The organism is Acinetobacter sp. YH16040_T, assembly GCF_024605785.1.
Classification (GTDB): domain Bacteria; phylum Pseudomonadota; class Gammaproteobacteria; order Pseudomonadales; family Moraxellaceae; genus Acinetobacter; species Acinetobacter amyesii.
Genome location: NZ_CP094541.1, coordinates 2,928,287 through 2,951,844 on the forward strand (window position 1 = coordinate 2,928,287; position 23,558 = coordinate 2,951,844).

The following is a 23,558-nucleotide window of genomic DNA, read 5'->3' on the forward strand; positions in this document are numbered from 1 at the left end:
TTTTTTAGCCTTTTTGTTATGTCCACTACTACACCACAGAATATCCCCAAAGCAATTGGCTTTCTCATGCTGTCAGCGCTGCTTTTTTCCATCATGGGGGTTTGTATACGCTACGCATCTCACACGGTAGATAATGCCACCATCGTATTTTTTCGAAATGCGGTTGGCTTATTGATCTTTCTCCCTTTGATCCTGCAAAAAGGGAGCACATTTTTTAGAACTGAAAAACTGTGGATGCATACATGGCGTTCAATCGTAGGCTTGGTGGCAATGTATGGCTTTTTTTATGCCATTGCACACTTAAAACTCTCCAATGCCATGGTCTTCACCTATTCCTCACCGATCTTTATCCCCTTAATTGCATGGTTATTTTTAAAAGAAAAAATGACCCTGAGTATGCTCATTGCCGCAGTCATTGGTTTAATCGGCGTGCTCTTCGTCGCAAAGCCCGATGCAGGAATGTTCAATCAGTTATCACTCATCGGACTGAGCGCAAGCTTCTTGGCAGCCATGGCATTTGTCACTGTCCGTGCGCTTACAGCAACAGAACCGCCTGAACGCATTGTGTTTTATTTCTGCTTTTTTGGCACACTTATTTCCATGATCCCAATGTTTTGGCTCTGGCGTCCCTATAGTTTAAAAGAGTTAGCTTTTCTGATTACAGCGGGACTTTTGGCCAATATCAGTCAAATTTTTATGTCCAATGCCTATAAGCTCGCACCCGCAGGTCAAATTGGCCCCGTGAACTATATCACGATTATTTTTGCAGGTATTTGGGGCTTTGTTCTTTGGCAGGAACTGCCAGACATTTACAGCCTATTCGGCTTTGCTTTTATATTTTTAGCGATTTTGCTCTGTAGTCCAATCCTACAAAATAAGTTTAAAAAGTCATAAAGATTCAAACCATTTACCATCAAATGCACAGCCCCTTATTCAATAAAAAAGCACCCGAAGGTGCTTTTTTAATGCTTCAAAATTAATTTATTGATACCAACCAAACAGCTTAAAGAAATACGGCAGATACGCAATAATCAACATTGCAGGGAACAGCACAATCAGCGGAAAAATCCAACGTTCATAACGGTAATAAAACGACAAGTGACGAACTTCAGCATCCGCTTCATTGACTTCAGCATCCCCTATCGACTGTCGGGCCAAGAGGTGGTTCAATGCAACTGGAGGCGTAACATAACCTAGCTCAAAACCAATGAGTGTAATCATCCAAAAATGCACAGGATGAATACCGTATTGATAGGCTACAGGAGCAATAGTTGCAGAAATTAAAATGACTGCGCCAAACGGATCCATAATCATACCCACAAAGACCATCAATCCGACAATCAATGTGATAACCAAAAAAGTACTGCTGATATCAGTTGGGAATAAACTCATGACTTCAGTACGCTCTAGCAATCCACCAACGCTTACCGAAAGCGCCATCAAAATAACCAAAGCACCGATATGTCCAACGGTTTCACTGGTCGAAATATGCATCGACTTCCAAAAACCAACTTGACGTAGAATCTGCATAGAGCTGGATTGAGCCACTGTATGATTCGCAGCCTGCCCATCATCTGTGCTATTGCCATGTAATCCTTCACGGTATTCTGCATGTGCAACCTGTGCGCCGGCTAAAGCAGGTTCAGCATTCGCACTATAATTTGCTGTTAGTGTTTCATCCCAATGCCCAACTGCTGACAATGGTGCTGGCTGATGACGTAATTTATCCACTAAAACGATCATCAGCAGAATAACAGGCATCATGACTGGTGCAGTAAATTCATTTAAATCTGTATTCAATAAATATTTATAGAACATCCAGATCAGCACGAAAATCACAATATAAGGAATAACGGCTAAGAAGGCACGTCCTGACTGCGGCGCTGCCACATTGGCTTGAGCAATACGGAACTTATGTTCTGCAAAAAATAACGACACAATTAAAAACATCGTAGATGTCAGCAAGAACGTATAAATACCATATTGATAAAGCAGATCCGTGGTCACTTCTTTATTTAGCGATGCAACAACCACAATCAATAAGCATGGACGTAAAACCACCCCAAGCGAACCGGACATTGCTGTTGCAGCCAAGGCAAATTGACGGCGTCCGCCAGCGTTCCACACTTCCTTATAAATAATCGCGCCTGCCGCAATGACAAAGATCCCCGATGCGCCAGTATAGGCTGTAGGCAATGCTGCTGCGATTAAAATCAGCCATGTTAAAGTCTCAGGAGCTAAGTTCCATGGGCGTAAAATATTCAAGAATAAATCTACGACACGGGTTTGCTTCAACAACATACCCGCCCAAATGAATAACGCTAGATTCAGGAAAATACTTGAAAACTCGACCAATTGCCCTAAATAGATGCCTTGCCCCATCGGGTAGTCCATAAAGAAGATAAAGGCGATACCTGTAATCAACGCCATATACGCATATAAAGGCACGCTTAGGAACGCGAAACTAAGACTACCGCCCTCTTTGGCATCTTTTGGCGGACTAAACAATTGCAAAACACTGATCAATGTCAGGATTGAGAACAGCGTCATCCACATCCAATAAATCAGTTCAGTTTCGGTGGTCATTGGAACTCCCGAATTTTTCACTGAATTGAATTGGCTGATACTTGAGTAGGTTAACAGTCCATTACCGAAGCTCATCATCAGGCTATAAACACGATAATCCTTCTTGGTTGCAGGACCGCGTAGACCAATATGATGAATTTTCAATGTCGCACTAATCGCAGCTATAACCACCATAAAAATCAACAAAATGGCGCGATTTTCAGTACCAAATTTAAAGATACCGAAGAAGCTTGTTTCAAAATTACGATAGGCGCGAATACTCGGATGCTTCTCCATATGTTGCATGGCTTTATCATAAAATTGATACTTTTCTTCACACTGCTGCACACTCGCTAAAATAGACGAACGAACGTCATTCTCAGATGCCGTACCAAAAAAATCAGCAAACTCATCTGCTGCATTGGCTTGCATTTGAGTTTTCACCAACGCATCGACATTCGGGTTACGGTCACATTCAGGCTTGGTCGGTTCTGCACGTAAAAATGAATACTGCATCCCAATGCTTTCATTACCATACAAACGCTCACCAGTACGCAGAAGCTGACCATGAATCATCTCCCCTGTACCGATAATCAATGTAAGCAGAAGCAAGATCAACACGACTAGAGTCGAAATCCATTCTGTCCAGACATACCTTAACAGCCCGACGATGCCGGATCTGTTTTGTGCATCATTTTGCATGAGTCTTCCTATTTTTTATTTTGGAGCCTAGCGGAGCCAAGCATCCTTTTCCTTAGCGGCTCGAGAAGATCCTTTCCCTGACCTAACTGTTTTATTATTACGTTTAAATTTGCATCAATATTCAAAACATTAAAATGACAATATGTATTTTCTTTTCGGTTTTTTTTGTCAACCCAATCACCTAAAGTGAGCTAACGATCCCAGAAATAATTGCCAACAAGATAGAACAAGGCGATGATAATGCCCCAAATCACCCCCAATAAATGTGCTTCGACTAAAATGGGGCTTCCAATTAATTCAGCCGTTCCCGTATTGCCCACGGTATTTTCCCACACCAATTTTGCCAAAATCAGCAACAATACAAAGGCTGCAAAATTTCGCTCCCGTCGATACATCAAATGCACACAAGCGACCGCGACATAGGCACCATGCAAGACACCAGATAATCCGGCATAGGCTTCAATATCGGGTAAGAAAAAATAGAAACTTAGACTGATTAAAGGAGATAAAATCAATAAAATGGCAACAAAATGCCATGTCGAAACTCGTGGGAAAATAAACGGTAAGCAAATAAAGGCCAATATATTTAAAACAAAATGAATCCAACCGACGTGAACCCAATGTGCGGTCCATAAGCGCCAAAAATCATGAAATAAGTCATCTTGCCAATAGATAAAATAATCTTTAAATACCTGTAGCGAGGCACAGATCGAAACGAATACGGCAAGAAAGACAATTTTCGGTATTAAAAATTGTAGTTTCATTTTCGCTCCTCCTGTACCTCACTTTTAAACGCTATTGCAAAGATTAATTTGCAGCTGTGCCACTGGTTTCAATATCACCACTAAACAAATCATCGAGTTCAGAACTATTGGCACTTTCATCCCAGAAATGTTCCATACCATCATCAGCCGTACGAACGCCTGTATGTTCAGTCCAATAACGATCTGAAATCCCTTTCACCATGCTTTCAGCCATACTATCGATGAGTTTAAATTGTGGGTTAACAGGTTTTTCATCACTACGCGCTTGTGCAAAGGTACGTAAGGCATCACGGATTTTCGCATCATCGCCACTGGCCTGTGCAGCAACGGCATATAACGCATGAGATAGTCTCACGCCTTTTTGCTCACCAATTTGCGCGGATTGTTTTAAGGTTTGGTATGGATCAGGTTTTCCATCTCCAGCACCCGGCAGTAAAGTCCAGATCACAGCGCGGGTTGCATTTGGTGCGCCCCAGAATTTTTCATTATTCAGACACACCATACCGCGTTCAACAATCGCAGCAATGTCTTTAGGAACGTTTACCGCCCCACCTGAGTTAATATCATTGGTCATGGCCTGTAAGCCACTTAACATTCCCAACATATACACTGTTTGGTCAATGTCGCTGTTCATTTTTGGACAGCCTTCACCTAGACTTTTCTTATACTTCTTTTCAAAACGATCTTGAAATAATTGATAGCCGGTATATTGACGCTGTGCCGCAAGTGCCGCCCAACGCTTTTGCTCAACACGGGCATCCTGTGCTTCGGTTACTTGGCTAGCTTTAGATGCACGTAAATAACGTAACTCTGCATCCAAGGCTTTTTGTTCTGCACAAATCCCTGCTGCTGAATACATCAACACAGCCACACGTGTTGGGTCTGCGCCCATATCTTTGGTGGCCATAATGGCTGGGGTTAATGAATTACCTGAATTACACACCATTTCAGCATCTTCCATGGCTAAAATTGGTGGCACAATATGTTTTTCGGTAAATCCGAGTGCAACATTAGCACCGGTTTTTACAACCTGTGAACAACCCGCGAATAATGTACTTGTTATTGCTACAACTGCCACACCCTGGCATATTTTTTGGACGCTCGACATTTTCCTGTCCTCTATAATTGTGTTTATGTCCATCACGACAAACATATCAGAAGCAAAAAATGAATAAAAGAGTATTTGCTCTAATTTGAACGACACACTGTGCCATGAATCACGCTGAATGCAATTGACTGATTTTTTAGAAAGACTAAATTTTAGGCAAAAAAAAAGTAGCATAGCGACGGTTCGGCACATGCTACTTATTAACTGTGAAAGCGTTTGACTGCTTATTTTTGAGTTAACTGTTCCTTCAGCACTGTTCCTAGTCGTCCTATAACAATTGCTAACACAATCGCTATTACCAGAAACATCCAAGTTGGCATCATCATGATGATTTCCTTTAACGGCTGTTGGTAAGGCTAATATATAGGCAGAGAATCACCGCACAGCTTAAAATTGTCAGACAATTTAAATATTTTGCCAATAAAATCCAATCCTGTCAGACAAGATTATTTTACCTGCAATATAAGATAATGAAATATTTTCATTTTATTGAATTTTAAAAATTAAGGCTGTCTAACAATTAGATCATTTTGGCCAATACTTTGAGTGATTTCCACTGTTTCAATGACAATTGATCGCGCCAAATAATCACTGGTTTTGCACGCGCATGCATAAAATACACCACGATATACATTTGATGATCCAAAATATGGCTAATTTGAACGCGTTGCACTGGACGGTTGAGCCGTTGCAAAGACCAATCAGTTCCATCCAAATAATCTAGACTGGTGACGTGTAAATGCTTACGGAAAAACAGTACATAAACCACTAGTCCAATGAGGAAAAATACCCCCCAAAGCATAGGTGTTAGTAACTGATAAAGCAGCGTCATCAATACCGCAAAAATAAAAAACTGAAACGCATGCGATAAAAAACTGCGTTTCAGTTTGAATTGCCGATTATCCATGAACGTAATGTTTTAATTTTTGAATAAACGTTTTTAATTCAGGACGTGGCGGTTCACTAACTTCCATAAACCAATCCAACAAATCTGGATCTTCTGCAGCAACGAGTTCTGCAAACATGTCTTTTTCAGCTGCATCGGCTTGTAAATAGTAATTTTTGACGTAGGGATCAAAATAAACATCAATCTCTTTTAAACCACGACGTGCGCGGTAGATCACTTTACGCTCTTCTAAGCTGATTTCATCAGTCATTGTCTTCCCCAATCGTTGAACCCGTCTAGTGTAACTCATCCACCGCATTGAAGTGGAGTGTTTTCAAAGATTGACCGAATGCTTCATCGCATTTACTGCTTTTGAATGTTCTGCACATTGCAGTCACACGCTGCATCTTATAAGTTGAGACAAAGCCATAAAAATGAATAGGATATTCAAAATGCAATCTGGAGCGATTCGCCCACTCAACAACATGCTGCCACGTCAATTATTTAATGCAGAACATGATGCATTTCGTGAAACAGTACGAAAATTTTATGAAAAAGAAGTTGTGCCCAATATCGAAAAGTATGAAAAACAACAACATGTAGACCGTGACTTATGGAATAAAGCTGGTGCCATGGGCTTGCTTTGCCCGACCATGCCCGAAGCTTATGGCGGCTATGGTGTAGACCGACTCTATAGCATGATTCTGATTGAAGAGCAGGCCTATGCCATGGACTCCTCTACCGGCTTTTCACTGCATTCCGACATTGTGGCCAATTATATTCATAACTTTGGCAATGAAGAACAAAAGCTGCATTGGCTGCCGAAAATGGCGTCTGGCGAAACTGTGACTGCCATTGCAATGACCGAACCGGGCACAGGTTCAGACCTACAGGCAGTTCGCACAACCGCTACAGAAGATGGTGATGACTATATTATTAATGGTTCAAAAATCTTTATCACCAATGGCTATTTATCTGACATGGCAATTGTGGTCTGCAAGACAGGTAATAGTGAAAAAGGTTCAGCCAATTTATCGCTAATTATCGTCGAGGCAGATCGCGTCGGTTTTAGTAAAGGCAAACCTTTAAACAAAATTGGCATGAAAGGTCAGGATACCTGTGAACTGTTCTTTGACAATGTCCGCGTCCCTAAAAGCAACTTACTCGGCATGCAAGGTATGGGCTTTATGATGCTGATGAAGGAATTGGCTTGGGAACGTATGTTGGTCGCGATTATTTGCCAAGCCGGTGCAGAAGCAGCCTTTGCGCACACTGTTCAATACACCAAAGAGCGTAAGGCATTTGGCAAGACCGTATCTAGTTTCCAAAACACCCGTTTTAAATTGGCAGAGCTACGCACTGAAATCGATTTTTGTCGAACTTATCTAGACCGATGTATGGAGCTGCAACTTGAGGAACAGCTCGGTATTGACGCAGCCGCAGCTGCTAAATACAAAATTTCAGAGATGTTCTCCAAAGTCGTAGATGAATGTCTGCAGTTGCATGGCGGCTATGGCTATATGCTTGAATATCCAATTGCACGGGCTTATATCGACAACCGCGCCAATCGTATCTATGCCGGTACCAATGAAATTATGAAAGAGCTGATTTCCCGTTCTTTATAACAAACAAGCCCATCAGATGATGGGCTTTTTACATTCTTTCGATATCAACTTAAATCATTCACAAAATCACAGATCATTGCAGTGACCAATGCGGGTTGCTCTTTGTGCGGCATGTGATGAAGCCCTTCCAAAATCTCTAGTTCAGCATCACCTTGAATCCCCGAAAAAAGTTTCTGAGCTTGTGCTGTCGTCCCGTATTCATCCAGTTCTCCATGGATGATCAAGCTTGGACACTGTACTTTTCCAACATAATGCTCGAGGTTCCATTGACGAAAACTCGGTGAGAGCCAAGTTTCAGTCCAAGCATCCAAAACCCATTGGGCTTTATCCCCATGGTATTTAGCCAAGCGTTCAAGCTGTCCAGGCTGCGCAAACCCTGTTTTAGCTTCACGTATACCCGATAATGTCAGTTCTTCCACTTCGTACTGTGCGGCTATGGTGATCAGACCTCGACATTGTTCAGTATATTCACTGGCAATGACGACTGACATTCCCCCGCCGACACTATGCCCCAACACAATAAACTGTTGAATGGAATAATGTTGAAGTAGCGCCTTAAAGCCCTGCTGTGCTTCGGCATAGACAAAATCTGTACTTAATGCATCAGAGTTCGCTGATGATTTCCCGAAGCCGAAGCGATCATAAGCAATCACCGTTCTGCAAGACTCAGCAGCCAATTGCGCAGGAAAATCACGCCACAAATCAACACTGCCTAGTGAATCATGCATCAATATAATCGGAGCCAAAGTTGCATCTTTATCTGTAGTTTCAGGCTGCCAAGCTTTGGTATATAGCTCATAAGCATTTAATTTTATAAATTCTGAATGTTCTTGAATATTCACATTAACCCTGTGTGCTTTTCCTTATTTCAACATGATATATTTTTCAACAAATAATACGCATCAAATAAAACCCTAAAGTCACATATCTAAAGCAAAAAAAGGAGCATGATGCTCCTTTTTTATGTAACTGACTTAAGAAACTAATCTGGGTTTAGCCGCTAGTTGATCAGACTTTTTTTCAAATTTCAGCACCCCATCTTCAAATGAAGCATGCTTTAATTCTTTACGATCTGCCAAATAGTTATTGCTGACTTTCCACGGTGCATGTTTACCCTGTTTTGGCATCACATCTGCTGCACGTGCAATATAGCCTGAAGTCAAGCTTCCCATTACTGTATCTTCTAACAACTCGGTCGCATCGCCTTGTGGAATCACTTGGTTATAACCATTTTGATCCATATAGTTAATCAATTTACAGATGTATTCAGAAGCAATATCCACTTTTAAAGTCCATGAAGCATTAATATAGCCAATAATCATCGCCATATTGGGTACATCACTGACCATAACACCACGATATAACATATGTTTTGAGGTATTCAGTGGCTGTCCATCGATTGTGGCACTAATGCCGCCTAAAATTTGAATGTTGAGACCTGTAGCAGAAATTACTACATCTGCATCAAGATGTTTACCTGATTTCAATTGAATGCCATTTTCAGTAAAACTTTCAATTTGATCGGTTTCAACAGATGCACGGCCATCGCGTAAAATTTTAAACAAATCACCATCTGGCACCACACAAAGGCGCTGATCCCAAGGATTGTAATCTGGGGTAAAGTGCTTCATATCCACTTTACCTTTCAACTGCAACTCAATTGATTTTAATAAAAATTTACGGAGTAATTTAGGTTGCTTTTGTGCAACAGCATAAACAGCCCGTTGGACACCGATATTTCGTGCACGGGTCAGTTTATAAGCAACATCTTCAGGCAATACTTTACGCATCTTGTCATAAATGATGTCAATAGAAGGTACTGAGGCAATATAGGTTGGAGAACGCTGTAGCATGGTCACATGCCCTGCACCGCCTTTTGCCATAGCTGGTACCAATGTAATCGCTGTTGCTCCACTGCCAATAATCACCACTTTTTTGCCTGCATAATTAAAATTTTCAGGCCAATGTTGTGGATGAATGAAGGTACCTTTAAAGTTTTTCTGCCCTTTAAACTCAGGTTGGAAACCTTGGTCATAATTATAATAACCCGTACAGCCAAAGACGAAATTTGCAACCCAGGTTTGTTGTTTCTTCTTCGCATCTTCAATAACAACAGACCATTTACGAGTCAGTGAGTCGTAATTTGCACTCACAACACGATGTTGAAAATGAATTTTTTCTTTGATCTTATATTCATCAATCACTTCAGAAAGATAGCCTTTAATCGAAGACCCATCAGCAAGCACACTAGATTTTTTCCACGGCTTAAAATTGAAGCCAAAAGTTGACATATCCGAATCAGAACGAATACCCGGATATTTAAAAAGATCCCATGTACCACCGAAACTTTCACGTCGTTCAATAATTTCAAATGAACGATTTGGACAATTTTTTGAAAGATGAGCAGCCAAACCTACACCAGAGATCCCTGCACCTACAATGAGAATATCAACTTGTTTTTCCATGTTGTTCTTTTAACCTATCTTAGATTTATATTTATTAAATCACATTTTTGACAATGCACAATGTCAAGTTTAAGCAAAAGGCGATTTATTTTTATCTTTTAAGGACAAATTGAATTATTGTCTAACAATATACAGCCAATACAAAACTGCAGGCATTAAAAAAGGTCGGTTAAAAACCGACCTTTTTTAGAACAACGTACGCTGCTCTTCACGAAATTAGTTAACTTCGCGATCTACTAGCTCAACGTAAGCCATCGGTGCAGCATCACCTGCACGGAAGCCCGCTTTAAGAACACGTAGATAACCGCCGTTACGTTCTTTGTAACGAGGGCCAAGAACGGTAAATAATTTACCAACAGTTGCAGCTGAACGAGTACGAGCAAACGCTAAACGACGGTTTGCTACAGAATCGACTTTAGCTAAAGTGATTAAAGGCTCAGCAACACGACGTAATTCTTTTGCTTTAGGAACAGTAGTTTTAATTAACTCGTGTTCGAACAAAGAATTAGCCATGTTTTGGAACATCGCTTTACGATGACTGCTTGTACGGCCTAATTTCACACCACTATTACGATGACGCATGGTGATAGTCCTACTTAATTAACGGCTACGATAAGCAAAGCGATCGTCCATGCGGAGGCTAGCCGGTGGCCAGTTCTCTAAACGCATGCCCAATTGCAAGCCTTTCGATGCCAGAACATCTTTAATCTCAGTCAACGATTTTTTACCTAAGTTAGGAGTTTTAAGCAACTCAACTTCAGTACGTTGAACAAGATCGCCAATGTAGTAAATATTTTCTGCTTTCAAACAGTTAGCAGAACGAACAGTAAGCTCTAGATCATCTACTGGACGAAGCAAAATCGGATCAACTTCTTCACGAGGTTCTTGAGCAACTGGTGCTTGATCTTTCTGAAGATCAACAAAAATTGCAATTTGTTGTTGCAAGATTGTTGCCGCTTTGCGGATTGCTTCTTCAGGATCAACAGTACCGTTGGTTTCAAGATCAATGATCAATTTATCAAGGTCAGTACGTTGTTCTACACGAGCGTTTTCCACTGTGTAAGACACACGTTTGATTGGGCTGTAAGAAGCATCTAATTGTAAACGACCCACTGGGCGAGTTTCGCCTTCAGGGAAGCGTGAATCAGAAGTCTCATAACCACGACCTTGAGAAACTTTCAGGCGCATTTTTAATGAGCCAGAAGCACTTAAAGTACCGATCAAGTGTTCAGGGTTAACCACTTCAACATTGTGTGGTAAACGAAGGTCAGCGGCTGTAACGTCGCCAGGACCTTGTTTTTCCAATGTCAGATAAGCTTCATTTTGATCGAACAGCTTAATAGACAATCCTTTTAGGTTCAGCAAGAGCTCGACGATGTCCTGCTGCAAGCCTTCCAAAGTACTGTACTCGTGCTCGACACCTTCAATCTCTACTTCAACCACGGCTGCGCCAGGTAAAGAAGACAAAAGGATACGACGTAAAGCATTACCAAGAGTATGACCAAAGCCACGCTCTAATGGTTCTAGAATAACTTTTGCCGAGGTCCCGCTTGCCGCTTCGACCTTGATCGCTTGCGGAGTTAGAAACTCATTTGCAGTACGCGTCATTATTGCTACCTCAAGGATTATTTAGAATACAATTCTACAATCAAGCTTTCGTTGATTTCAGCAGGTAAATCAGAACGATCTGGTGCAGCTTTGAACGTACCTTCCAATTTAGAATGATCAATTTCAATCCAAGCTGGAATGCCACGTTGAGTCGCTAACTCAACTGCGTTTTTGATACGCAATTGTTGTTTAGCACCTTCGTGAACTGCAACAACGTCACCAGCTTTAACTTGGATAGACGCGATGTTAACACGACGACCATTTAAAGTGATTGAACGGTGAGATACAAGCTGACGAGCTTCTGCACGTGTAGAACCAAAACCCATGCGATAAACAACGTTATCTAGACGGCTTTCAAGAAGTTTCAACAAGTTTTCACCTGTTGCGCCTTTAACACGAGCAGCTTCTTTGTAGTAGTTACTAAATTGACGCTCTAAAACACCGTACATACGACGTACTTTTTGTTTTTCACGTAATTGTAGTGAGTACTCAGATTGTTTGCCGCCACGAGCGCCACCATGTTGGCCAGGTGCTTTAGCAGCTTTTTTTGTTTTGACGTCAAATGGTTTAACGCCAGATTTTAATTGCAGGTCTGTCCCTTCGCGGCGAGAGAGTTTGCATTTTGGACCAATATAACGAGCCATGAATGTTTCTCCTTACACGCGACGTTTTTTAGGTGGACGGCAACCGTTGTGCGGGATTGGCGTCACATCGGTAATGCTGTTAATTTTATAACCCACTGCACCTAAAGCACGAACCGCAGATTCACGACCTGGACCAGGACCTTTTACAAGGACGTCCAAGTTTTTCAAACCGTAATCTAAAGCAGCTTTACCAGCAACTTCAGCAGCTACCTGAGCAGCAAACGGAGTTGATTTACGTGATCCACGGAAGCCTTGTCCACCAGAGGTAGCCCAAGCCAGTGCATTACCTTGACGATCGGTAATAGTCACAATGGTGTTATTAAAAGAAGCGTGAATGTGTGCAACACCTTCAGAGACGGTACGAGTGACCTTCTTGCGTGTGCGAGTATCTTTAGCCATCTTTTAGCTTCCAGAAATCTTATTTCTTAATAGGTTTGCGCGGACCTTTACGGGTACGTGCGTTAGTTTTGGTGCGTTGACCACGGACAGGCAAGCTGCGACGATGACGAAGACCGCGGTAGCAGCCTAAATCCATTAAACGTTTAATGTTCATGGAAATTTCGCGACGTAAATCACCTTCGGTAGGAACCTTAGTAACTTCTGCACGAATCGCATCAAGCTGAGCGTCATCTAATTCACGAATTTTAGTTGTTGGTGCAATACCAGCAGCAGCTAAGATAGCTTTTGCAGTGTGGCGACCAATACCAAAAATGTACGTTAGAGAGATAACAGCATGCTTGTTATCCGGAATGTTTACACCGGCAATACGAGCCATTCAATTTTCTCCAAAAAGGCAGTTAAGATAATCAACCGCCCGACAAAATCTTTGAGGGGCGGATAATAACCTAATTAGCCTACTGAAATCAACAGGTCTTGATCAGATTAACCTTGACGCTGCTTATGACGAGGTTCTGCGCTGCAAATTACGCGAATAACCCCATTACGACGGATAACTTTACAGCTACCACAAATTTTCTTTACAGAAGCTTGAACTTTCATAATGAAACCTCTAAGTGCGCTTATCCTTTCGGATGAGCAGTCGTTTTACGCATTAACGATTGATTGTCATATTGATGCGATGTGAGATGAGCTTGGAGCTGAGCCATAAAGTCCATCACCACCACCACTACGATCAGTAAAGACGTACCACCTAAGCTAAATGGAATACCAAATGAGCTTTGTAGAATCATCGGCATTAAACAGATGATTGTGATATAAACCGCGCCAATAAAAGTCAAACGATTCAAAATATGATCTAAATAGCGTGCAGTTTGCTCACCAGGACGAATACCCGGTACATAAGCACCACTACGTTTTAAATTCTCTGACACTTCTTTCGGACTAAATACTAGCGCAGTATAGAAGTAACAGAAGAAGATAATTAATGCACCAAATAGCACCAAATACATCGGTTGACCCGGCGACAATACGAGTGCCAAATCTTGTAGGCCACGTTTAATCACGCCAGCATTTGGGTCTGCACTGCCAACCCATTGCCCTAAGCTCGCTGGGAACAATAGCAATGAACTCGCAAAAATTGCAGGAATCACACCCGCCATATTAATTTTTAATGGCAAATGTGTTTGCTGAGCAGTAAATACACGACGACCTTGCTGTTTTTGAGCATAGTTTACTGGAATGCGACGCTGCGCCTTCTCAATAAACACAATTGCTGCTAACACTGCAACAGATAGCAATGCAAAGATTGCAAGACCAATTAAACTTGATTGGCCATTATCTACTGAGGTTAAAGATTGCAGAACCAAGTTCGGCAAACCAGCAACGATACCAGCGAAGATGATCATGGAAATACCATTCCCTACTCCACGCTCAGTAATTTGCTCACCTAACCACATCAGGAACATTGTACCTGCAACCAAAGAAGTTACAGCAGGAACGTAAAAAGCAAGTCCACTAGTCAAAGTAATATTTTGACTAATCAGACCTGCACACATCCCAACGGCTTGCACAAGTGCAAGAAACAATGTGCCTTGTCGCGTATATTGATTGATCTTACGCTTACCTTGTTCGCCTTCTTTCTTTAAAGCTTCCAGCGAAGGAACAACCGTAGACATTAACTGCACGATAATCGATGCAGAGATATACGGCATAATCCCAAGAGCAAGAATTGACATACGCTCTAATGCACCACCTGAGAACATGTTAAACAAACCAAGGATCGTACCTTGGTTTGCATTAAACAGATTCTCTAGTGCGGCATTGTTAATGCCCGGTACTGGAATATGTGCTCCCAGTCGAAAAACCAACAACGCCCCGATGAGGAACATCATACGGCGAATAATTTCACGATATTTCACATGAAAAGGTTGGCCTTTCATCATGTTAACATGACCTGTCGAACTAGGAGTCATAGACACTGGGGATTACTCCTCGACTTTACCGCCAGCAGCTTCAACAGCAGCTTTAGCGCCTTTAGTCAATGCAACACCTTGAACAGTGAATGCACGAGTAATTTCACCAGAAAGTACGATGCGTGCACGCAACATATCTTTACGTACAACGTTAGCAGCTTTTAAAGTTTCAAGAGACACGATGTCGCCTTCAACTTTAGCAAGTTCTGATAAACGTACTTCAGCAGTTTTCAAAGCCATTTGGCTAGTGAAACCGAATTTAGGTAAACGACGGTATAACGCAGTTTGACCACCTTCGAAACCAGGACGTGTACCACCGCTCTTACGTGAGTTTTGACCTTTGACACCACGGCCACCAGTCTTACCAACGCCAGAACCGATACCACGGCCTAAACGAAGGTTGTCACGCTTAGCACCTTCTGCAGGTGCAATTGTATTTAAACGCAGAGTCATGGCTTATTCCTCTACACTAACCATATAGTAAACTTGGTTGATCATACCACGGTTAGAAGGCGTATCTTGCACTTCAACTGTATGACCAATACGACGCAGACCTAAACCTTTAAGGCTAAGCTTGTGATTTTTCAAGCGGTGCGATGAAGATTTAGTCTGGGTAACTTTAATCGTTTTCATGATTGATTACCCTTGAATTTGTGCTACTGATAAACCACGTTTCGCAGCAACTTTCTCAGGAGAAGTCATATCACGCAAACCGTTAAAAGTTGCGTTTACTACGTTAGCAGCGTTAGTAGAACCATAACACTTAGTTAATACGTTACGTACACCTACAGCTTCTAAAACTGCACGCATAGCGCCACCAGCAATTACACCAGTACCTTCAGAAGCAGGTTGCATGTAAACGCGGCTTGCACCGTGACGAGCATTGATAGGGTGCTGAACAGTACCGTCAACAAGGTCAACAGTAATCATGTTGCGACGAGCAGCTTCAAGTGCTTTAGAAATAGCAGCTGGAACTTCACGTGCTTTACCACGACCAAAACCTACGCGACCATTACCATCACCCACAACAGTTAATGCTGTGAAAGAGAAGATACGACCACCCTTAACAACTTTGGCTACACGATCAACGGCAACCAGCTTTTCAACAAGACCTTCGTTTTGTTCAACTTTAGCCATGATTAGAACTCCAAGCCGTTTTCACGAGCAGCATCAGCCAAGGCTTTGATACGACCATGATATTTGAAACCAGAACGGTCAAATGCAACTTTAGTTACACCAGCCGCTTTAGCACGTTCTGCAATTAAAGCACCAACTTTCTGAGCCGATTCAACGTTACCAGTAGTACCAGCACGTAGAGTAGCGTCTAAAGTAGAAGCTTGCGCTAATACTTTGCCACCATCTGCAGAGATAACTTGAGCATAGATGTGACGCGGAGTGCGGTTTACACACAAACGAGTCGCACCCAATGCACGGATGTGCAAGCGTGTGCTTTTCGCACGACGCAAACGGGATTGTTTCTTTTCGTTCATAAGAACCTCGCGCCTTATTTCTTCTTAGCTTCTTTACGAAGTACAACTTCGTCAGAATAACGAACACCTTTACCTTTATAAGGCTCTGGCGGACGGTAACCACGGATTTCTGCAGCAACTTGACCTAATTTAGCTTTATCAGCAGATTTAAGTACAATTTCAGTTGCAGTAGGAGTTTCTGCAGTTACACCTTCAGGAAGGTTGTAGTCGATCGGGTGAGAGAAACCAAGGTTAAGGTTAACAATGTTACCTTTAACCGCAGCTTTATAACCAACACCGATAAGCTGTAACTTACGTTCGAAACCTTCGTTAACACCTTTTACAAGGTTGTTAAGCACAGCGCGAGCAGTACCAGCTTGCATCCAAGCATCTTTAGATTCAGCTTTAGGAGCAATAACTAGAGTACCGTCTTCCTGTTTTAGCTCGACCAGCGCATGCAGGTTGAAAGACAATGTACCTTTGCTGCCTTTCACTTCGACCTGCCGGCCGTTCTGAGTAACTGTAACACCGTTAGGTACAGTTACTGGGGCTTTAGCCACACGAGACATGAGGAATCACCTATTAAGAAACAAAAGCAATAACTTCACCACCGATACCTGCAGCACGTGCAGCGCGATCAGTCATGATGCCTTTGCTTGTAGAAACAATTGCAATACCTAAACCTTGCTTAACGCTAGGAAGTGCATCTTTACCGCGATATTGACGTAGACCAGGACGGCTTACGCGTTTCACAGTATCGATAACTGGTTTGCCTTCGAAATATTTTAAAGTAATCGTTAAAGTCGCTTTGCCTTCATTGTCAGCAACAGCTACATCAGCGATATAACCTTCTTGTTGAAGTACGTTAGCAATCGCAACTTTCAACTTTGAGTTTGGCATAGAAACAGTTTGTTTCTTTGCCATTTGTGCGTTACGAACACGTGTTAGCATGTCGGCAACGGTATCTTGCATACTCATTTATAGTGCTCCTTACCAGCTTGCCTTAACAACGCCCGGTACATCACCTTGCATTACTGTTTCACGTAATTTGTTACGGCTTAAGCCGAACTTACGGAAGTAACCATGAGGACGACCAGTTAAACCACAACGGTTACGTAGACGTACTGGAGACGCATTACGTGGTAATGCTTGAAATTTCATCATCGCTTCGAAACGTTCTTCGTCTGATGCATTAACGTTTGCGATAATTGCTTTTAATTCAGCACGTTTCGCAGCGTATTTAGCAACAGTAGCTTCGCGTTTCAATTCGCGATTAATCATACCTTTCTTAGCCATATCGACCTCTTATTTGAACGGGAAGCCGAATGCACGCATAAGCGCACGGCCTTCGTCATCGGTGCGAGCAGTCGTAGTGATGGTAATGTCCATACCACGAATACGATCAATCTTATCAAAATCGATTTCAGGGAACATGATTTGTTCCTTAAGACCCATTGAGTAGTTACCACGACCATCGAATGATTTCGCAGAGAAACCACGGAAGTCACGGATACGAGGGATCGCGATAGAGATCAAACGGTCTAAGAATTCGTACATACGTTCGCCGCGTAAAGTAACTTTACAGCCGATCGGCCAACCATCACGGATTTTGAAACCAGCGATAGATTTACGAGCTAAAGTAAGTACTGGTTTTTGACCAGCAATTGCTTGCATATCAGAAAGAGCGCCATCTAACAATTTCTTGTCAGCTGATGCAGCACCAACACCCATGTTGATGGTGATTTTTGTAATGCGAGGAATATCCATCACATTCTTAACGCCCAATGTTTCTTTTAATTGAGCCTTAAGTTCGTCGTTGTAACGCGTTTTAAGTCTGGCCATTGCCTAGTCAACCTATTACTTCGCTACCGCCACTGATTCACCATTAGATTTGAATACGCGAGTTTTCACGCCTTCAATCACTTGGTAACCAACACGGTCAGCCTTTTGGGTTGTAGCATTAAAAATTGCCACGTTAGAGATATGAAGCTCAGCTTCTTGAGTTACGATGCCGCCTTCAGCGCCAGTAGCTCGGTTAGGCTTTTGATGCTTCGTTACCAAGTTAAGGCCTTCAACCTTAACACGGTCATTTGAAACAGACAAAACAGTACCTTGTTTGCCTTTTTCTTTACCTGCGATAACAATTACTTGATCGCCCTTTTTAATCTTAGCCATGAGTGCCTCTTATAGAACTTCAGGAGCCAATGAAATAATTTTCATGAACTGTTCAGTACGAAGTTCACGAGTCACTGGTCCGAAAATACGAGTTGCAATCGGCGCTTTGTTGTTGTTCAAAATAACAGCTGCGTTATCGTCGAAACGAATAACTGAACCATCTGCACGACGGATGCCGAATTTTGTACGTACAACTACAGCATTCATCACGTCACCTTTTTTAACACGTGCGCGTGGAATAGCTTCTTTTACAGTAACTTTAATAATGTCGCCAACAGAAGCATAACGACGATGTGAACCACCAAGTACTTTAATACATTGTACGCGGCGAGCACCACTGTTGTCTGCTACGTCGAGCATACTTTCGGTTTGAATCATTGCCCTACTCCAAAACCGAGCATCACCGGTCGCAATTTCGAAAGGCTCAAAGAGTACTCGAAATTGACCGATGATGCAAGAACGTTTAATTACTCAGCAGCAGCTTCAACAACTTCAACTAAAGTCCAAGACTTAGTTTTAGAAATTGGGCGGCTTTCTTTGATGCTTACTACGTCGCCAACTTTAGCAACATTGTTTTCATCATGAGCGTGTAATTTAGTTGAACGGCGGATTGATTTGCCATACAACGGGTGTTGAACGCGGCGTTCGATAAGAACAACGATAGACTTGTCCATCTTGTCGCTAACTACTTTACCGGTTAACGTGCGAACTGTTTGTTCACTCATTGTCCGTTCCCCTGTTTTTCGGTAAGGAGGGTCTTAATACGAGCAATTGTCTTACGAGTAAGCGCAACTTCGTGCGATTTACCCAATTGACCAGTTGCTTTCGCCATACGAAGACGGAATTGGTTAAGCTGTTGCTCATCAAGCAAAGCTGTCAACTCTTCTACCGACTTTTCACGTAGATCATTAGTTTTCATTACATTACCGTCCGAGTCACGATAGTGGTTTTAAACGGAAGTTTTGCAGCAGCAAGCGTAAACGCTTCGCGAGCAAGTTCTTCGTTAACACCATCAATTTCGTACAAGACTTTACCTGGTTTGATTTGGCAAACCCAGTATTCCACAGAACCTTTACCTTTACCCATACGAACTTCTAATGGTTTTTCAGTAATTGGTTTGTCTGGGAAAACACGGATAAAGATCTTACCACCACGTTTAATACGACGGCTGATTGTACGACGCGCTGCTTCAATTTGACGTGCGGTCATTTGACCACGTTCAACTGATTTAAGTGCAATAGTACCAAAAGATACTGAGCTACCGCGATGTGCTAGACCAGTGTTACGGCCTTTTTGCACTTTACGGAATTTAGTACGTTTAGGTTGTAACATGGATTATTCTCCTTTTTCAGCAGAACGATCATTGCGACGACCACGACGCTCTTGACCTTCACCACGACCACGGCCACGTTTAGCTGGACGTTCTTCAGCTGGAGCTGGGTTCATGACTTGTTTCATGCCGCCCAAGATCTCACCACGGAAGATCCATACTTTAACGCCGATCGTACCGTAAGTAGTCTCAGCACGCATAGTAGCATAGTCGATGTCAGCACGAAGAGTATGAAGAGGTACACGACCTTCACGATACCATTCAGTACGAGCAATCTCAGCACCACCTAGACGGCCTGAAACTTCTACTTTGATACCTTTAGCACCAGCACGCATAGAGTTTTGAACCGCACGCTTCATAGCACGACGGAACATTACACGTTTTTCTAATTGAGAAGCGATTGCTTCAGCAACTAAACGAGCGTCTAAATCTGGGCGATCGATTTCGTTGATACTTACTTGCGCAGGAACACCCATAATGGCTGTTAATTCGCGTTGTAATTTCTCAATGTCTTCGCCTTTTTTACCGATCACGATACCAGGACGTGCAGTGCTAATAGTTACTTTAGCTGCGCCTGTAGGGCGTTCGATAAGAATATTGCTTACCATCGCATTCTTAAGTTTTTTAGTTAAAAACTCACGAACTTGAAGATCTTTTAGCAAATATTCAGCATATTGTTTCGGATTCGCATACCAGTTAGCGTTATGACGTTTCACAACACCTAGGCGGATACCGATTGGATGAACCTTCTGACCCATATCAAACCCCTACCTTAACGGTAATGTGACAAGTACGCTTAGTAATACGATCTGCACGGCCTTTAGCACGTGGCAAAATACGTTTCAGGCTCATGCCTTCATCAACGTAGATCGTAGAAACTTTAAGGTCGTCTACATCTAAACTGTTATTGTGTTCAGCGTTTGCAATCGCAGATTCCAATGCTTTTTTAACTAAAACTGCAGCTTTTTTGTTGCTGAAGTTTAAGATATTTAAAGCATGCGCAACAGATTTGCCGCGAATTAGGTCTGCAACCAAACGTGCTTTTTGTGCCGAGATAGCGGCACCGCGTAATTTAGCAGTTACTTCCATCATAGCACCTATTAACGTTTAGACTTCTTGTCAACACCGTGACCACGATAGGTACGAGTTGGCGCGAATTCACCTAATTTATGACCAACCATATGCTCAGATACGATCACTGGAACATGGTTACGGCCATTGTGTACAGAAATTGTTAGACCAACAAAATCCGGTAAGATCATCGAACGACGCGACCAAGTTTTGATCGGCTTACGGTTATTAGCCGCGATAGCCGCTTCAACCTTAGCGAACAAGTGCGCATCGACGAATGGGCCTTTTTTCAGAGAACGAGGCATTGTCAGATTCCTTTACTTGTTACTTAACGCGACGGTCGCGAATGATCATCTTAGTCGTACGCTTGTTGGTACGTGTTTTGTACCCTTTAGCTTTTTGACCCCATGGACTTACAGGTTGAATACCTTTGTTACGTCCTTCACCACCACCATGTGGATGGTCTACTGGGTTCATCGCCATACCACGTACGGTAGGACGAACGCCACGCCAGCGTGATGCACCTGCTTTACCAAGTGAACGAAGGTTGCTTTCTGAGTTAGAAACTTCACCTAACACAGCACGGCATTCAACGTGTACTTTACGCATTTCGCCTGAACGAAGACGAATGATAGCGTAAGAACCGTCACGACCCAACAATTGAGCAGATGTACCAGCAGAACGTACTAATTGTGCGCCTTTACCGATTTTAAGCTCGATGTTGTGAAGAGTAGAACCGATAGGCATGTTGCGAAGTGGCAAGCAGTTACCTGGACGGATTGGAGCATCGTTACCAGATTGAACTTGATCACCAGCGCGAAGGCCTTTAGGTGCAATAATATAGCGACGTTCACCGTCAGCATATTTCAATAAAGCAATATGAGCTGTACGGTTTGGATCGTATTCAATACGCTCAACTACAGCAGGGATGCTGTCTTTGTTACGTTTGAAGTCTACGATACGGTAGTGCTGTTTATGACCACCACCAACGTGACGAGTTGTAATGTGACCGTTGTTATTACGACCGCCAGTACGTTTTTTAGCTTCAACCAACGGAGCATATGGCGCGCCTTTGTGAAGGTGGTTATGAACCACTTTCTCTACAAAGCGACGTCCTGGAGACGTTGGCTTACATTTTTGAATCGGCATAATTTTCGTCCTTATTCCGCTGCGTTTTCAGCGGTATCGCCCAAGTCAGCCATTTCAACATCTTGGCCAGCTTTCAGGGTGACGTATGCTTTTTTAACATCAGAACGACGTCCTAATGTTTTACCAAAGCGTTTAGTCTTACCTTTAGTGATCGTTGTGTTAACTTTAACAACTTGAACACCAAATAGTTGCTCAACAGCTTTTTTGATCTCAAGTTTGTTTGCATCTAGTGCAACTTTGAACACTTGAACACCAGCAGTTTCGCCTAAAACTTGTGCTTTTTCTGAGAATACAGGTCCTTGTAGGACTTGATAGATACGTTCGTTGTTCATCCGAGTTCTACCTCAATTTTCTTAGCAGCAGCAACAGACATAACAACTTTATCGAACGCGATCAAGCTAACAGGATCGATTGCAGCAGCATCAACCACATCAACGTGTGGAATGTTGCGAGCAGCAAGATACAAGTTCTCATCAACAGCATCTGTAACGATTAATGCACGAGGTGCATTCAAGTCGTTAAGTTTTGCAAGCAATTCTTTAGTTTTTGGAGCTGCAACAGCAATCTCTTCAACTAAAACAAGGCGATCTTGACGAACAAGCTCAGCCAGGATGCATTGCATAGCACCGCGATACATTTTACGGTTTACTTTTTGAGACCAGTCTTGTGGACGAGCAGCAAAAGTTTTACCGCCGCCAACCCAGATTGGGCTACGAATAGAACCAGCACGAGCGCGGCCAGTACCTTTTTGACGGAAAGGTTTTTTACCACCGCCAGAAACGTCAGCACGTGATTTTTGCGCTTTAGAACCTTGACGACCACCAGCTAAGTAAGCTGTAACAACTTGGTGTACAAGAGCTTCGTTAAAATCACGACCAAACGCAACTTCAGATAACTCAACAGCAGAGCCGGAAACAGTATTTAAATTCACGTTATTTCCCCTCAGGCCTTGATAGTAGGACGAACAGTAACGTCGCCACCAGTAGCACCAGGAACCGCGCCTTTAACAACTAGAACTGAACGTTCTGCGTCGATAGCAACGATTTCAAGACCCTGTGTAGTTACACGTTCAGCACCTAAGTGACCAGGCATTTTTTTGCCTTTGAACACGCGACCAGGAGTCTGGTTTTGACCTGTAGAACCGATAACACGGTGAGATACAGAGTTACCATGTGTAGCGTCTTGAGTACGGAAGTTCCAACGCTTAACACCACCTTGGAAACCTTTACCTTTAGATGTACCAGTAACGTCAACGATTTGACCCACTGTGAACACATCCACACCGATAGTTCCGCCAACTTCACGACCTTCAAGATCAGCTTCTGTAGCGCGGAATTCTTGAACTAGACGACCAGCAGCAACACCAGCTTTCGCAAAGTGACCTTTCTGAGCGTTAGTTACGCGAGATTCGCGACGTTCACCAGTAGTGATTTGAATCGCTTGATAACCATCAGTTTCAAGCGTTTTGATTTGTGTGATGCGGTTAGGATCAACCTCAATCACTGTTACAGGTACAGAAACACCAGCATCTGTAAAGATACGTGTCATACCGCACTTGCGACCGACTAAACCAATAGCCATGTGCATAAACCTCTAAAAAAGCGGCCTAATTAACTTAGAGCGTT

The 23,558-nt window shown here is 42.6% G+C and carries 35 protein-coding genes and 1 pseudogene; 2 read left to right on the plus strand and 34 right to left on the minus strand.

The window, feature by feature from the left end:
* Positions 1-18: 18 nt before the first annotated feature.
* Positions 19-894 carry a DMT family transporter gene (locus MST16_RS14385; RefSeq protein ID WP_180008432.1) on the plus strand — a complete coding sequence of 292 codons (876 nt, stop codon included), beginning with the start codon at positions 19-21 and terminating at the stop codon, positions 892-894.
* 87 nt (positions 895-981) lie between these two features.
* On the opposite strand, the gene MST16_RS14390 is transcribed toward MST16_RS14385, so the two are convergent.
* The 5 genes from MST16_RS14390 to MST16_RS14410 form a co-directional block, all read right to left on the minus strand.
* The gene (locus tag MST16_RS14390; RefSeq protein WP_180092093.1) at positions 982-3,267 is read right to left on the minus strand and encodes a TRAP transporter large permease subunit; all 2,286 of its coding nucleotides are present in this window, start codon (positions 3,265-3,267) and stop codon (positions 982-984) included.
* Between the two features lie 191 nt (positions 3,268-3,458).
* On the minus strand, positions 3,459-4,031 hold the full coding sequence (gene rrtA / locus MST16_RS14395; RefSeq protein WP_168379122.1) for a rhombosortase: 573 nt from the start codon (positions 4,029-4,031) through the stop codon (positions 3,459-3,461).
* Between the two features lie 43 nt (positions 4,032-4,074).
* Positions 4,075-5,139: a hypothetical protein gene (locus MST16_RS14400; RefSeq protein WP_180092095.1), complete on the minus strand. Its 1,065-nt coding sequence runs from the start codon at positions 5,137-5,139 to the stop codon at positions 4,075-4,077.
* 520 nt (positions 5,140-5,659) lie between these two features.
* Entirely contained in the window at positions 5,660-6,046 is a 387-nt protein-coding gene (locus MST16_RS14405; protein ID WP_180089580.1) for a hypothetical protein, read from the minus strand.
* On the minus strand, positions 6,039-6,296 hold the full coding sequence (locus MST16_RS14410; RefSeq protein ID WP_078189264.1) for a succinate dehydrogenase assembly factor 2: 258 nt from the start codon (positions 6,294-6,296) through the stop codon (positions 6,039-6,041). The genes MST16_RS14405 and MST16_RS14410 overlap by 8 nt, the downstream gene beginning before the upstream one ends.
* Positions 6,297-6,477: 181 nt before the next feature.
* On the opposite strand from MST16_RS14410, the gene MST16_RS14415 reads away from it, so the two are divergent.
* On the plus strand, positions 6,478-7,650 hold the full coding sequence (locus tag MST16_RS14415; RefSeq protein WP_180092097.1) for an acyl-CoA dehydrogenase family protein: 1,173 nt from the start codon (positions 6,478-6,480) through the stop codon (positions 7,648-7,650).
* A 44-nt stretch (positions 7,651-7,694) separates the two neighbouring features.
* Here MST16_RS14415 and MST16_RS14420 read toward each other — a convergent pair whose 3' ends face one another.
* The 29 genes and pseudogenes from MST16_RS14420 to rplC all read right to left on the minus strand — a co-directional run bounded on the left by MST16_RS14420 (position 7,695) and on the right by rplC (position 23,514).
* Positions 7,695-8,492, minus strand: coding sequence for an alpha/beta fold hydrolase (locus MST16_RS14420; RefSeq protein ID WP_257245657.1), 798 nt, complete (start codon positions 8,490-8,492; stop codon positions 7,695-7,697).
* 132 nt (positions 8,493-8,624) lie between these two features.
* Entirely contained in the window at positions 8,625-10,115 is a 1,491-nt protein-coding gene (locus tag MST16_RS14425; protein ID WP_180092099.1) for an NAD(P)/FAD-dependent oxidoreductase, read from the minus strand.
* Between the two features lie 216 nt (positions 10,116-10,331).
* Positions 10,332-10,697 (minus strand): 50S ribosomal protein L17, encoded by a 366-nt coding sequence (rplQ, locus tag MST16_RS14430; RefSeq protein WP_005012953.1) that lies wholly within the window; start codon positions 10,695-10,697, stop codon positions 10,332-10,334.
* Positions 10,698-10,715: 18 nt separating this feature from the next.
* Positions 10,716-11,723, minus strand: a complete 1,008-nt coding sequence (locus MST16_RS14435) for a DNA-directed RNA polymerase subunit alpha (RefSeq protein ID WP_004650465.1) — start codon at positions 11,721-11,723, stop codon at positions 10,716-10,718.
* Between the two features lie 17 nt (positions 11,724-11,740).
* Positions 11,741-12,367, minus strand: coding sequence for a 30S ribosomal protein S4 (rpsD, locus tag MST16_RS14440; RefSeq protein ID WP_078189268.1), 627 nt, complete (start codon positions 12,365-12,367; stop codon positions 11,741-11,743).
* Between the two features lie 12 nt (positions 12,368-12,379).
* Positions 12,380-12,766: a 30S ribosomal protein S11 gene (gene rpsK, locus MST16_RS14445; protein WP_001040166.1), complete on the minus strand. Its 387-nt coding sequence runs from the start codon at positions 12,764-12,766 to the stop codon at positions 12,380-12,382.
* A 19-nt stretch (positions 12,767-12,785) separates the two neighbouring features.
* Positions 12,786-13,142, minus strand: a complete 357-nt coding sequence (rpsM, locus tag MST16_RS14450; protein ID WP_078189269.1) for a 30S ribosomal protein S13 — start codon at positions 13,140-13,142, stop codon at positions 12,786-12,788.
* A 107-nt stretch (positions 13,143-13,249) separates the two neighbouring features.
* Positions 13,250-13,366 (minus strand): 50S ribosomal protein L36, encoded by a 117-nt coding sequence (gene rpmJ / locus MST16_RS14455; protein WP_000867907.1) that lies wholly within the window; start codon positions 13,364-13,366, stop codon positions 13,250-13,252.
* Positions 13,367-13,386: 20 nt separating this feature from the next.
* Positions 13,387-14,706, minus strand: coding sequence for a preprotein translocase subunit SecY (gene secY / locus MST16_RS14460; protein WP_171263746.1), 1,320 nt, complete (start codon positions 14,704-14,706; stop codon positions 13,387-13,389).
* 45 nt (positions 14,707-14,751) lie between these two features.
* Entirely contained in the window at positions 14,752-15,192 is a 441-nt protein-coding gene (rplO, locus tag MST16_RS14465) for a 50S ribosomal protein L15 (RefSeq protein ID WP_078189271.1), read from the minus strand.
* Between the two features lie 3 nt (positions 15,193-15,195).
* Positions 15,196-15,372: a 50S ribosomal protein L30 gene (rpmD, locus tag MST16_RS14470; protein ID WP_005012961.1), complete on the minus strand. Its 177-nt coding sequence runs from the start codon at positions 15,370-15,372 to the stop codon at positions 15,196-15,198.
* A gap of 6 nt (positions 15,373-15,378) precedes the next feature.
* Entirely contained in the window at positions 15,379-15,876 is a 498-nt protein-coding gene (gene rpsE / locus MST16_RS14475; RefSeq protein ID WP_067762902.1) for a 30S ribosomal protein S5, read from the minus strand.
* Between the two features lie 2 nt (positions 15,877-15,878).
* On the minus strand, positions 15,879-16,229 hold the full coding sequence (gene rplR / locus MST16_RS14480; RefSeq protein WP_067762903.1) for a 50S ribosomal protein L18: 351 nt from the start codon (positions 16,227-16,229) through the stop codon (positions 15,879-15,881).
* Positions 16,230-16,243: 14 nt separating this feature from the next.
* A complete protein-coding gene (rplF, locus tag MST16_RS14485; RefSeq protein WP_078189272.1) occupies positions 16,244-16,777 on the minus strand; it encodes a 50S ribosomal protein L6 in 534 nt (177 codons plus the stop codon).
* A gap of 13 nt (positions 16,778-16,790) precedes the next feature.
* Positions 16,791-17,186 (minus strand): 30S ribosomal protein S8, encoded by a 396-nt coding sequence (gene rpsH, locus MST16_RS14490; protein WP_078189273.1) that lies wholly within the window; start codon positions 17,184-17,186, stop codon positions 16,791-16,793.
* A 12-nt stretch (positions 17,187-17,198) separates the two neighbouring features.
* Positions 17,199-17,504 (minus strand): 30S ribosomal protein S14, encoded by a 306-nt coding sequence (rpsN, locus tag MST16_RS14495; RefSeq protein ID WP_067762906.1) that lies wholly within the window; start codon positions 17,502-17,504, stop codon positions 17,199-17,201.
* A gap of 9 nt (positions 17,505-17,513) precedes the next feature.
* Positions 17,514-18,050 (minus strand): 50S ribosomal protein L5, encoded by a 537-nt coding sequence (gene rplE, locus MST16_RS14500; RefSeq protein ID WP_067762907.1) that lies wholly within the window; start codon positions 18,048-18,050, stop codon positions 17,514-17,516.
* Positions 18,051-18,065: 15 nt separating this feature from the next.
* Entirely contained in the window at positions 18,066-18,383 is a 318-nt protein-coding gene (gene rplX / locus MST16_RS14505; RefSeq protein ID WP_078189274.1) for a 50S ribosomal protein L24, read from the minus strand.
* Positions 18,384-18,392: 9 nt separating this feature from the next.
* Complete coding sequence (gene rplN, locus MST16_RS14510) at positions 18,393-18,761, minus strand: 50S ribosomal protein L14 (RefSeq protein WP_005012978.1); 369 nt, start codon at positions 18,759-18,761, stop codon at positions 18,393-18,395.
* 89 nt (positions 18,762-18,850) lie between these two features.
* Positions 18,851-19,108, minus strand: a complete 258-nt coding sequence (rpsQ, locus tag MST16_RS14515) for a 30S ribosomal protein S17 (RefSeq protein ID WP_078189275.1) — start codon at positions 19,106-19,108, stop codon at positions 18,851-18,853.
* On the minus strand, positions 19,105-19,302 hold the full coding sequence (gene rpmC / locus MST16_RS14520; protein ID WP_005012982.1) for a 50S ribosomal protein L29: 198 nt from the start codon (positions 19,300-19,302) through the stop codon (positions 19,105-19,107). The genes rpsQ and rpmC overlap by 4 nt, the downstream gene beginning before the upstream one ends.
* Positions 19,302-19,715, minus strand: a complete 414-nt coding sequence (rplP, locus tag MST16_RS14525; protein WP_068909575.1) for a 50S ribosomal protein L16 — start codon at positions 19,713-19,715, stop codon at positions 19,302-19,304. Before rplP ends, rpmC begins: the two co-directional genes overlap by 1 nt.
* Positions 19,655-20,471, minus strand: a pseudogene (rpsC, locus tag MST16_RS14530) (30S ribosomal protein S3). The gene rplP and the pseudogene rpsC overlap by 61 nt, the downstream one beginning before the upstream one ends.
* A 1-nt stretch (position 20,472) precedes the next feature.
* On the minus strand, positions 20,473-20,802 hold the full coding sequence (gene rplV / locus MST16_RS14535; protein WP_035265103.1) for a 50S ribosomal protein L22: 330 nt from the start codon (positions 20,800-20,802) through the stop codon (positions 20,473-20,475).
* An 11-nt stretch (positions 20,803-20,813) separates the two neighbouring features.
* Entirely contained in the window at positions 20,814-21,089 is a 276-nt protein-coding gene (gene rpsS, locus MST16_RS14540) for a 30S ribosomal protein S19 (protein WP_004281508.1), read from the minus strand.
* Between the two features lie 19 nt (positions 21,090-21,108).
* Positions 21,109-21,933 carry a 50S ribosomal protein L2 gene (rplB, locus tag MST16_RS14545; protein ID WP_078189278.1) on the minus strand — a complete coding sequence of 275 codons (825 nt, stop codon included), beginning with the start codon at positions 21,931-21,933 and terminating at the stop codon, positions 21,109-21,111.
* Positions 21,934-21,944: 11 nt separating this feature from the next.
* Positions 21,945-22,265: a 50S ribosomal protein L23 gene (gene rplW / locus MST16_RS14550; protein WP_005012992.1), complete on the minus strand. Its 321-nt coding sequence runs from the start codon at positions 22,263-22,265 to the stop codon at positions 21,945-21,947.
* Positions 22,262-22,864, minus strand: coding sequence for a 50S ribosomal protein L4 (gene rplD / locus MST16_RS14555; RefSeq protein ID WP_078189279.1), 603 nt, complete (start codon positions 22,862-22,864; stop codon positions 22,262-22,264). Before rplD ends, rplW begins: the two co-directional genes overlap by 4 nt.
* A gap of 11 nt (positions 22,865-22,875) precedes the next feature.
* A complete protein-coding gene (gene rplC / locus MST16_RS14560; protein ID WP_078189280.1) occupies positions 22,876-23,514 on the minus strand; it encodes a 50S ribosomal protein L3 in 639 nt (212 codons plus the stop codon).
* Positions 23,515-23,558: the final 44 nt, after the last annotated feature.

Excerpts from the sequence above, each read along its gene's own strand:
- rpmD (WP_005012961.1), bottom strand. The coding sequence starts at position 15,372 with ATGAAAACGATTAAAGTTACCCAGACTAAATCTTCATCGCACCGCTTG.
- rpsD (WP_078189268.1), bottom strand. The coding sequence starts at position 12,367 with ATGGCTCGTTATATTGGTCCAAAATGCAAACTCTCTCGCCGCGAAGGG.
- rplR (WP_067762903.1), bottom strand. The coding sequence starts at position 16,229 with ATGAACGAAAAGAAACAATCCCGTTTGCGTCGTGCGAAAAGCACACGC.
- rrtA (WP_168379122.1), bottom strand. The coding sequence starts at position 4,031 with ATGAAACTACAATTTTTAATACCGAAAATTGTCTTTCTTGCCGTATTC.
- MST16_RS14405 (WP_180089580.1), bottom strand. The coding sequence starts at position 6,046 with ATGGATAATCGGCAATTCAAACTGAAACGCAGTTTTTTATCGCATGCG.
- rplQ (WP_005012953.1), bottom strand. The coding sequence starts at position 10,697 with ATGCGTCATCGTAATAGTGGTGTGAAATTAGGCCGTACAAGCAGTCAT.
- MST16_RS14385 (WP_180008432.1), top strand. The coding sequence starts at position 19 with ATGTCCACTACTACACCACAGAATATCCCCAAAGCAATTGGCTTTCTC.
- rpsK (WP_001040166.1), bottom strand. The coding sequence starts at position 12,766 with ATGGCTAAAGATACTCGCACACGCAAGAAGGTCACTCGTACCGTCTCT.
- rpmJ (WP_000867907.1), bottom strand. The coding sequence starts at position 13,366 with ATGAAAGTTCAAGCTTCTGTAAAGAAAATTTGTGGTAGCTGTAAAGTT.
- rpmC (WP_005012982.1), bottom strand. The coding sequence starts at position 19,302 with ATGAAAACTAATGATCTACGTGAAAAGTCGGTAGAAGAGTTGACAGCT.
- rplO (WP_078189271.1), bottom strand. The coding sequence starts at position 15,192 with ATGACTCTGCGTTTAAATACAATTGCACCTGCAGAAGGTGCTAAGCGT.
- MST16_RS14435 (WP_004650465.1), bottom strand. The coding sequence starts at position 11,723 with ATGACGCGTACTGCAAATGAGTTTCTAACTCCGCAAGCGATCAAGGTC.
- rplC (WP_078189280.1), bottom strand. The coding sequence starts at position 23,514 with ATGGCTATTGGTTTAGTCGGTCGCAAGTGCGGTATGACACGTATCTTT.
- rpsH (WP_078189273.1), bottom strand. The coding sequence starts at position 17,186 with ATGAGTATGCAAGATACCGTTGCCGACATGCTAACACGTGTTCGTAAC.
- rplV (WP_035265103.1), bottom strand. The coding sequence starts at position 20,802 with ATGGAAGTAACTGCTAAATTACGCGGTGCCGCTATCTCGGCACAAAAA.
- rpsQ (WP_078189275.1), bottom strand. The coding sequence starts at position 19,108 with ATGAGTGAACAAACAGTTCGCACGTTAACCGGTAAAGTAGTTAGCGAC.
- rplX (WP_078189274.1), bottom strand. The coding sequence starts at position 18,383 with ATGGCTAAGATTAAAAAGGGCGATCAAGTAATTGTTATCGCAGGTAAA.
- rplF (WP_078189272.1), bottom strand. The coding sequence starts at position 16,777 with ATGTCTCGTGTGGCTAAAGCCCCAGTAACTGTACCTAACGGTGTTACA.
- rpsE (WP_067762902.1), bottom strand. The coding sequence starts at position 15,876 with ATGGCTAAAGTTGAACAAAACGAAGGTCTTGTTGAAAAGCTGGTTGCC.
- rplE (WP_067762907.1), bottom strand. The coding sequence starts at position 18,050 with ATGGCCAGACTTAAAACGCGTTACAACGACGAACTTAAGGCTCAATTA.
- secY (WP_171263746.1), bottom strand. The coding sequence starts at position 14,706 with ATGAAAGGCCAACCTTTTCATGTGAAATATCGTGAAATTATTCGCCGT.
- rplB (WP_078189278.1), bottom strand. The coding sequence starts at position 21,933 with ATGCCGATTCAAAAATGTAAGCCAACGTCTCCAGGACGTCGCTTTGTA.
- MST16_RS14425 (WP_180092099.1), bottom strand. The coding sequence starts at position 10,115 with ATGGAAAAACAAGTTGATATTCTCATTGTAGGTGCAGGGATCTCTGGT.
- MST16_RS14390 (WP_180092093.1), bottom strand. The coding sequence starts at position 3,267 with ATGCAAAATGATGCACAAAACAGATCCGGCATCGTCGGGCTGTTAAGG.
- MST16_RS14410 (WP_078189264.1), bottom strand. The coding sequence starts at position 6,296 with ATGACTGATGAAATCAGCTTAGAAGAGCGTAAAGTGATCTACCGCGCA.
- rpsM (WP_078189269.1), bottom strand. The coding sequence starts at position 13,142 with ATGGCTCGTATTGCCGGTGTAAACATTCCGGATAACAAGCATGCTGTT.
- rpsN (WP_067762906.1), bottom strand. The coding sequence starts at position 17,504 with ATGGCTAAGAAAGGTATGATTAATCGCGAATTGAAACGCGAAGCTACT.
- rpsS (WP_004281508.1), bottom strand. The coding sequence starts at position 21,089 with ATGCCTCGTTCTCTGAAAAAAGGCCCATTCGTCGATGCGCACTTGTTC.
- rplW (WP_005012992.1), bottom strand. The coding sequence starts at position 22,265 with ATGAACAACGAACGTATCTATCAAGTCCTACAAGGACCTGTATTCTCA.
- MST16_RS14400 (WP_180092095.1), bottom strand. The coding sequence starts at position 5,139 with ATGTCGAGCGTCCAAAAAATATGCCAGGGTGTGGCAGTTGTAGCAATA.
- rplN (WP_005012978.1), bottom strand. The coding sequence starts at position 18,761 with ATGATTCAAACCGAAAGTATGCTCGACGTAGCAGACAACAGTGGTGCT.
- rplP (WP_068909575.1), bottom strand. The coding sequence starts at position 19,715 with ATGTTACAACCTAAACGTACTAAATTCCGTAAAGTGCAAAAAGGCCGT.
- MST16_RS14415 (WP_180092097.1), top strand. The coding sequence starts at position 6,478 with ATGCAATCTGGAGCGATTCGCCCACTCAACAACATGCTGCCACGTCAA.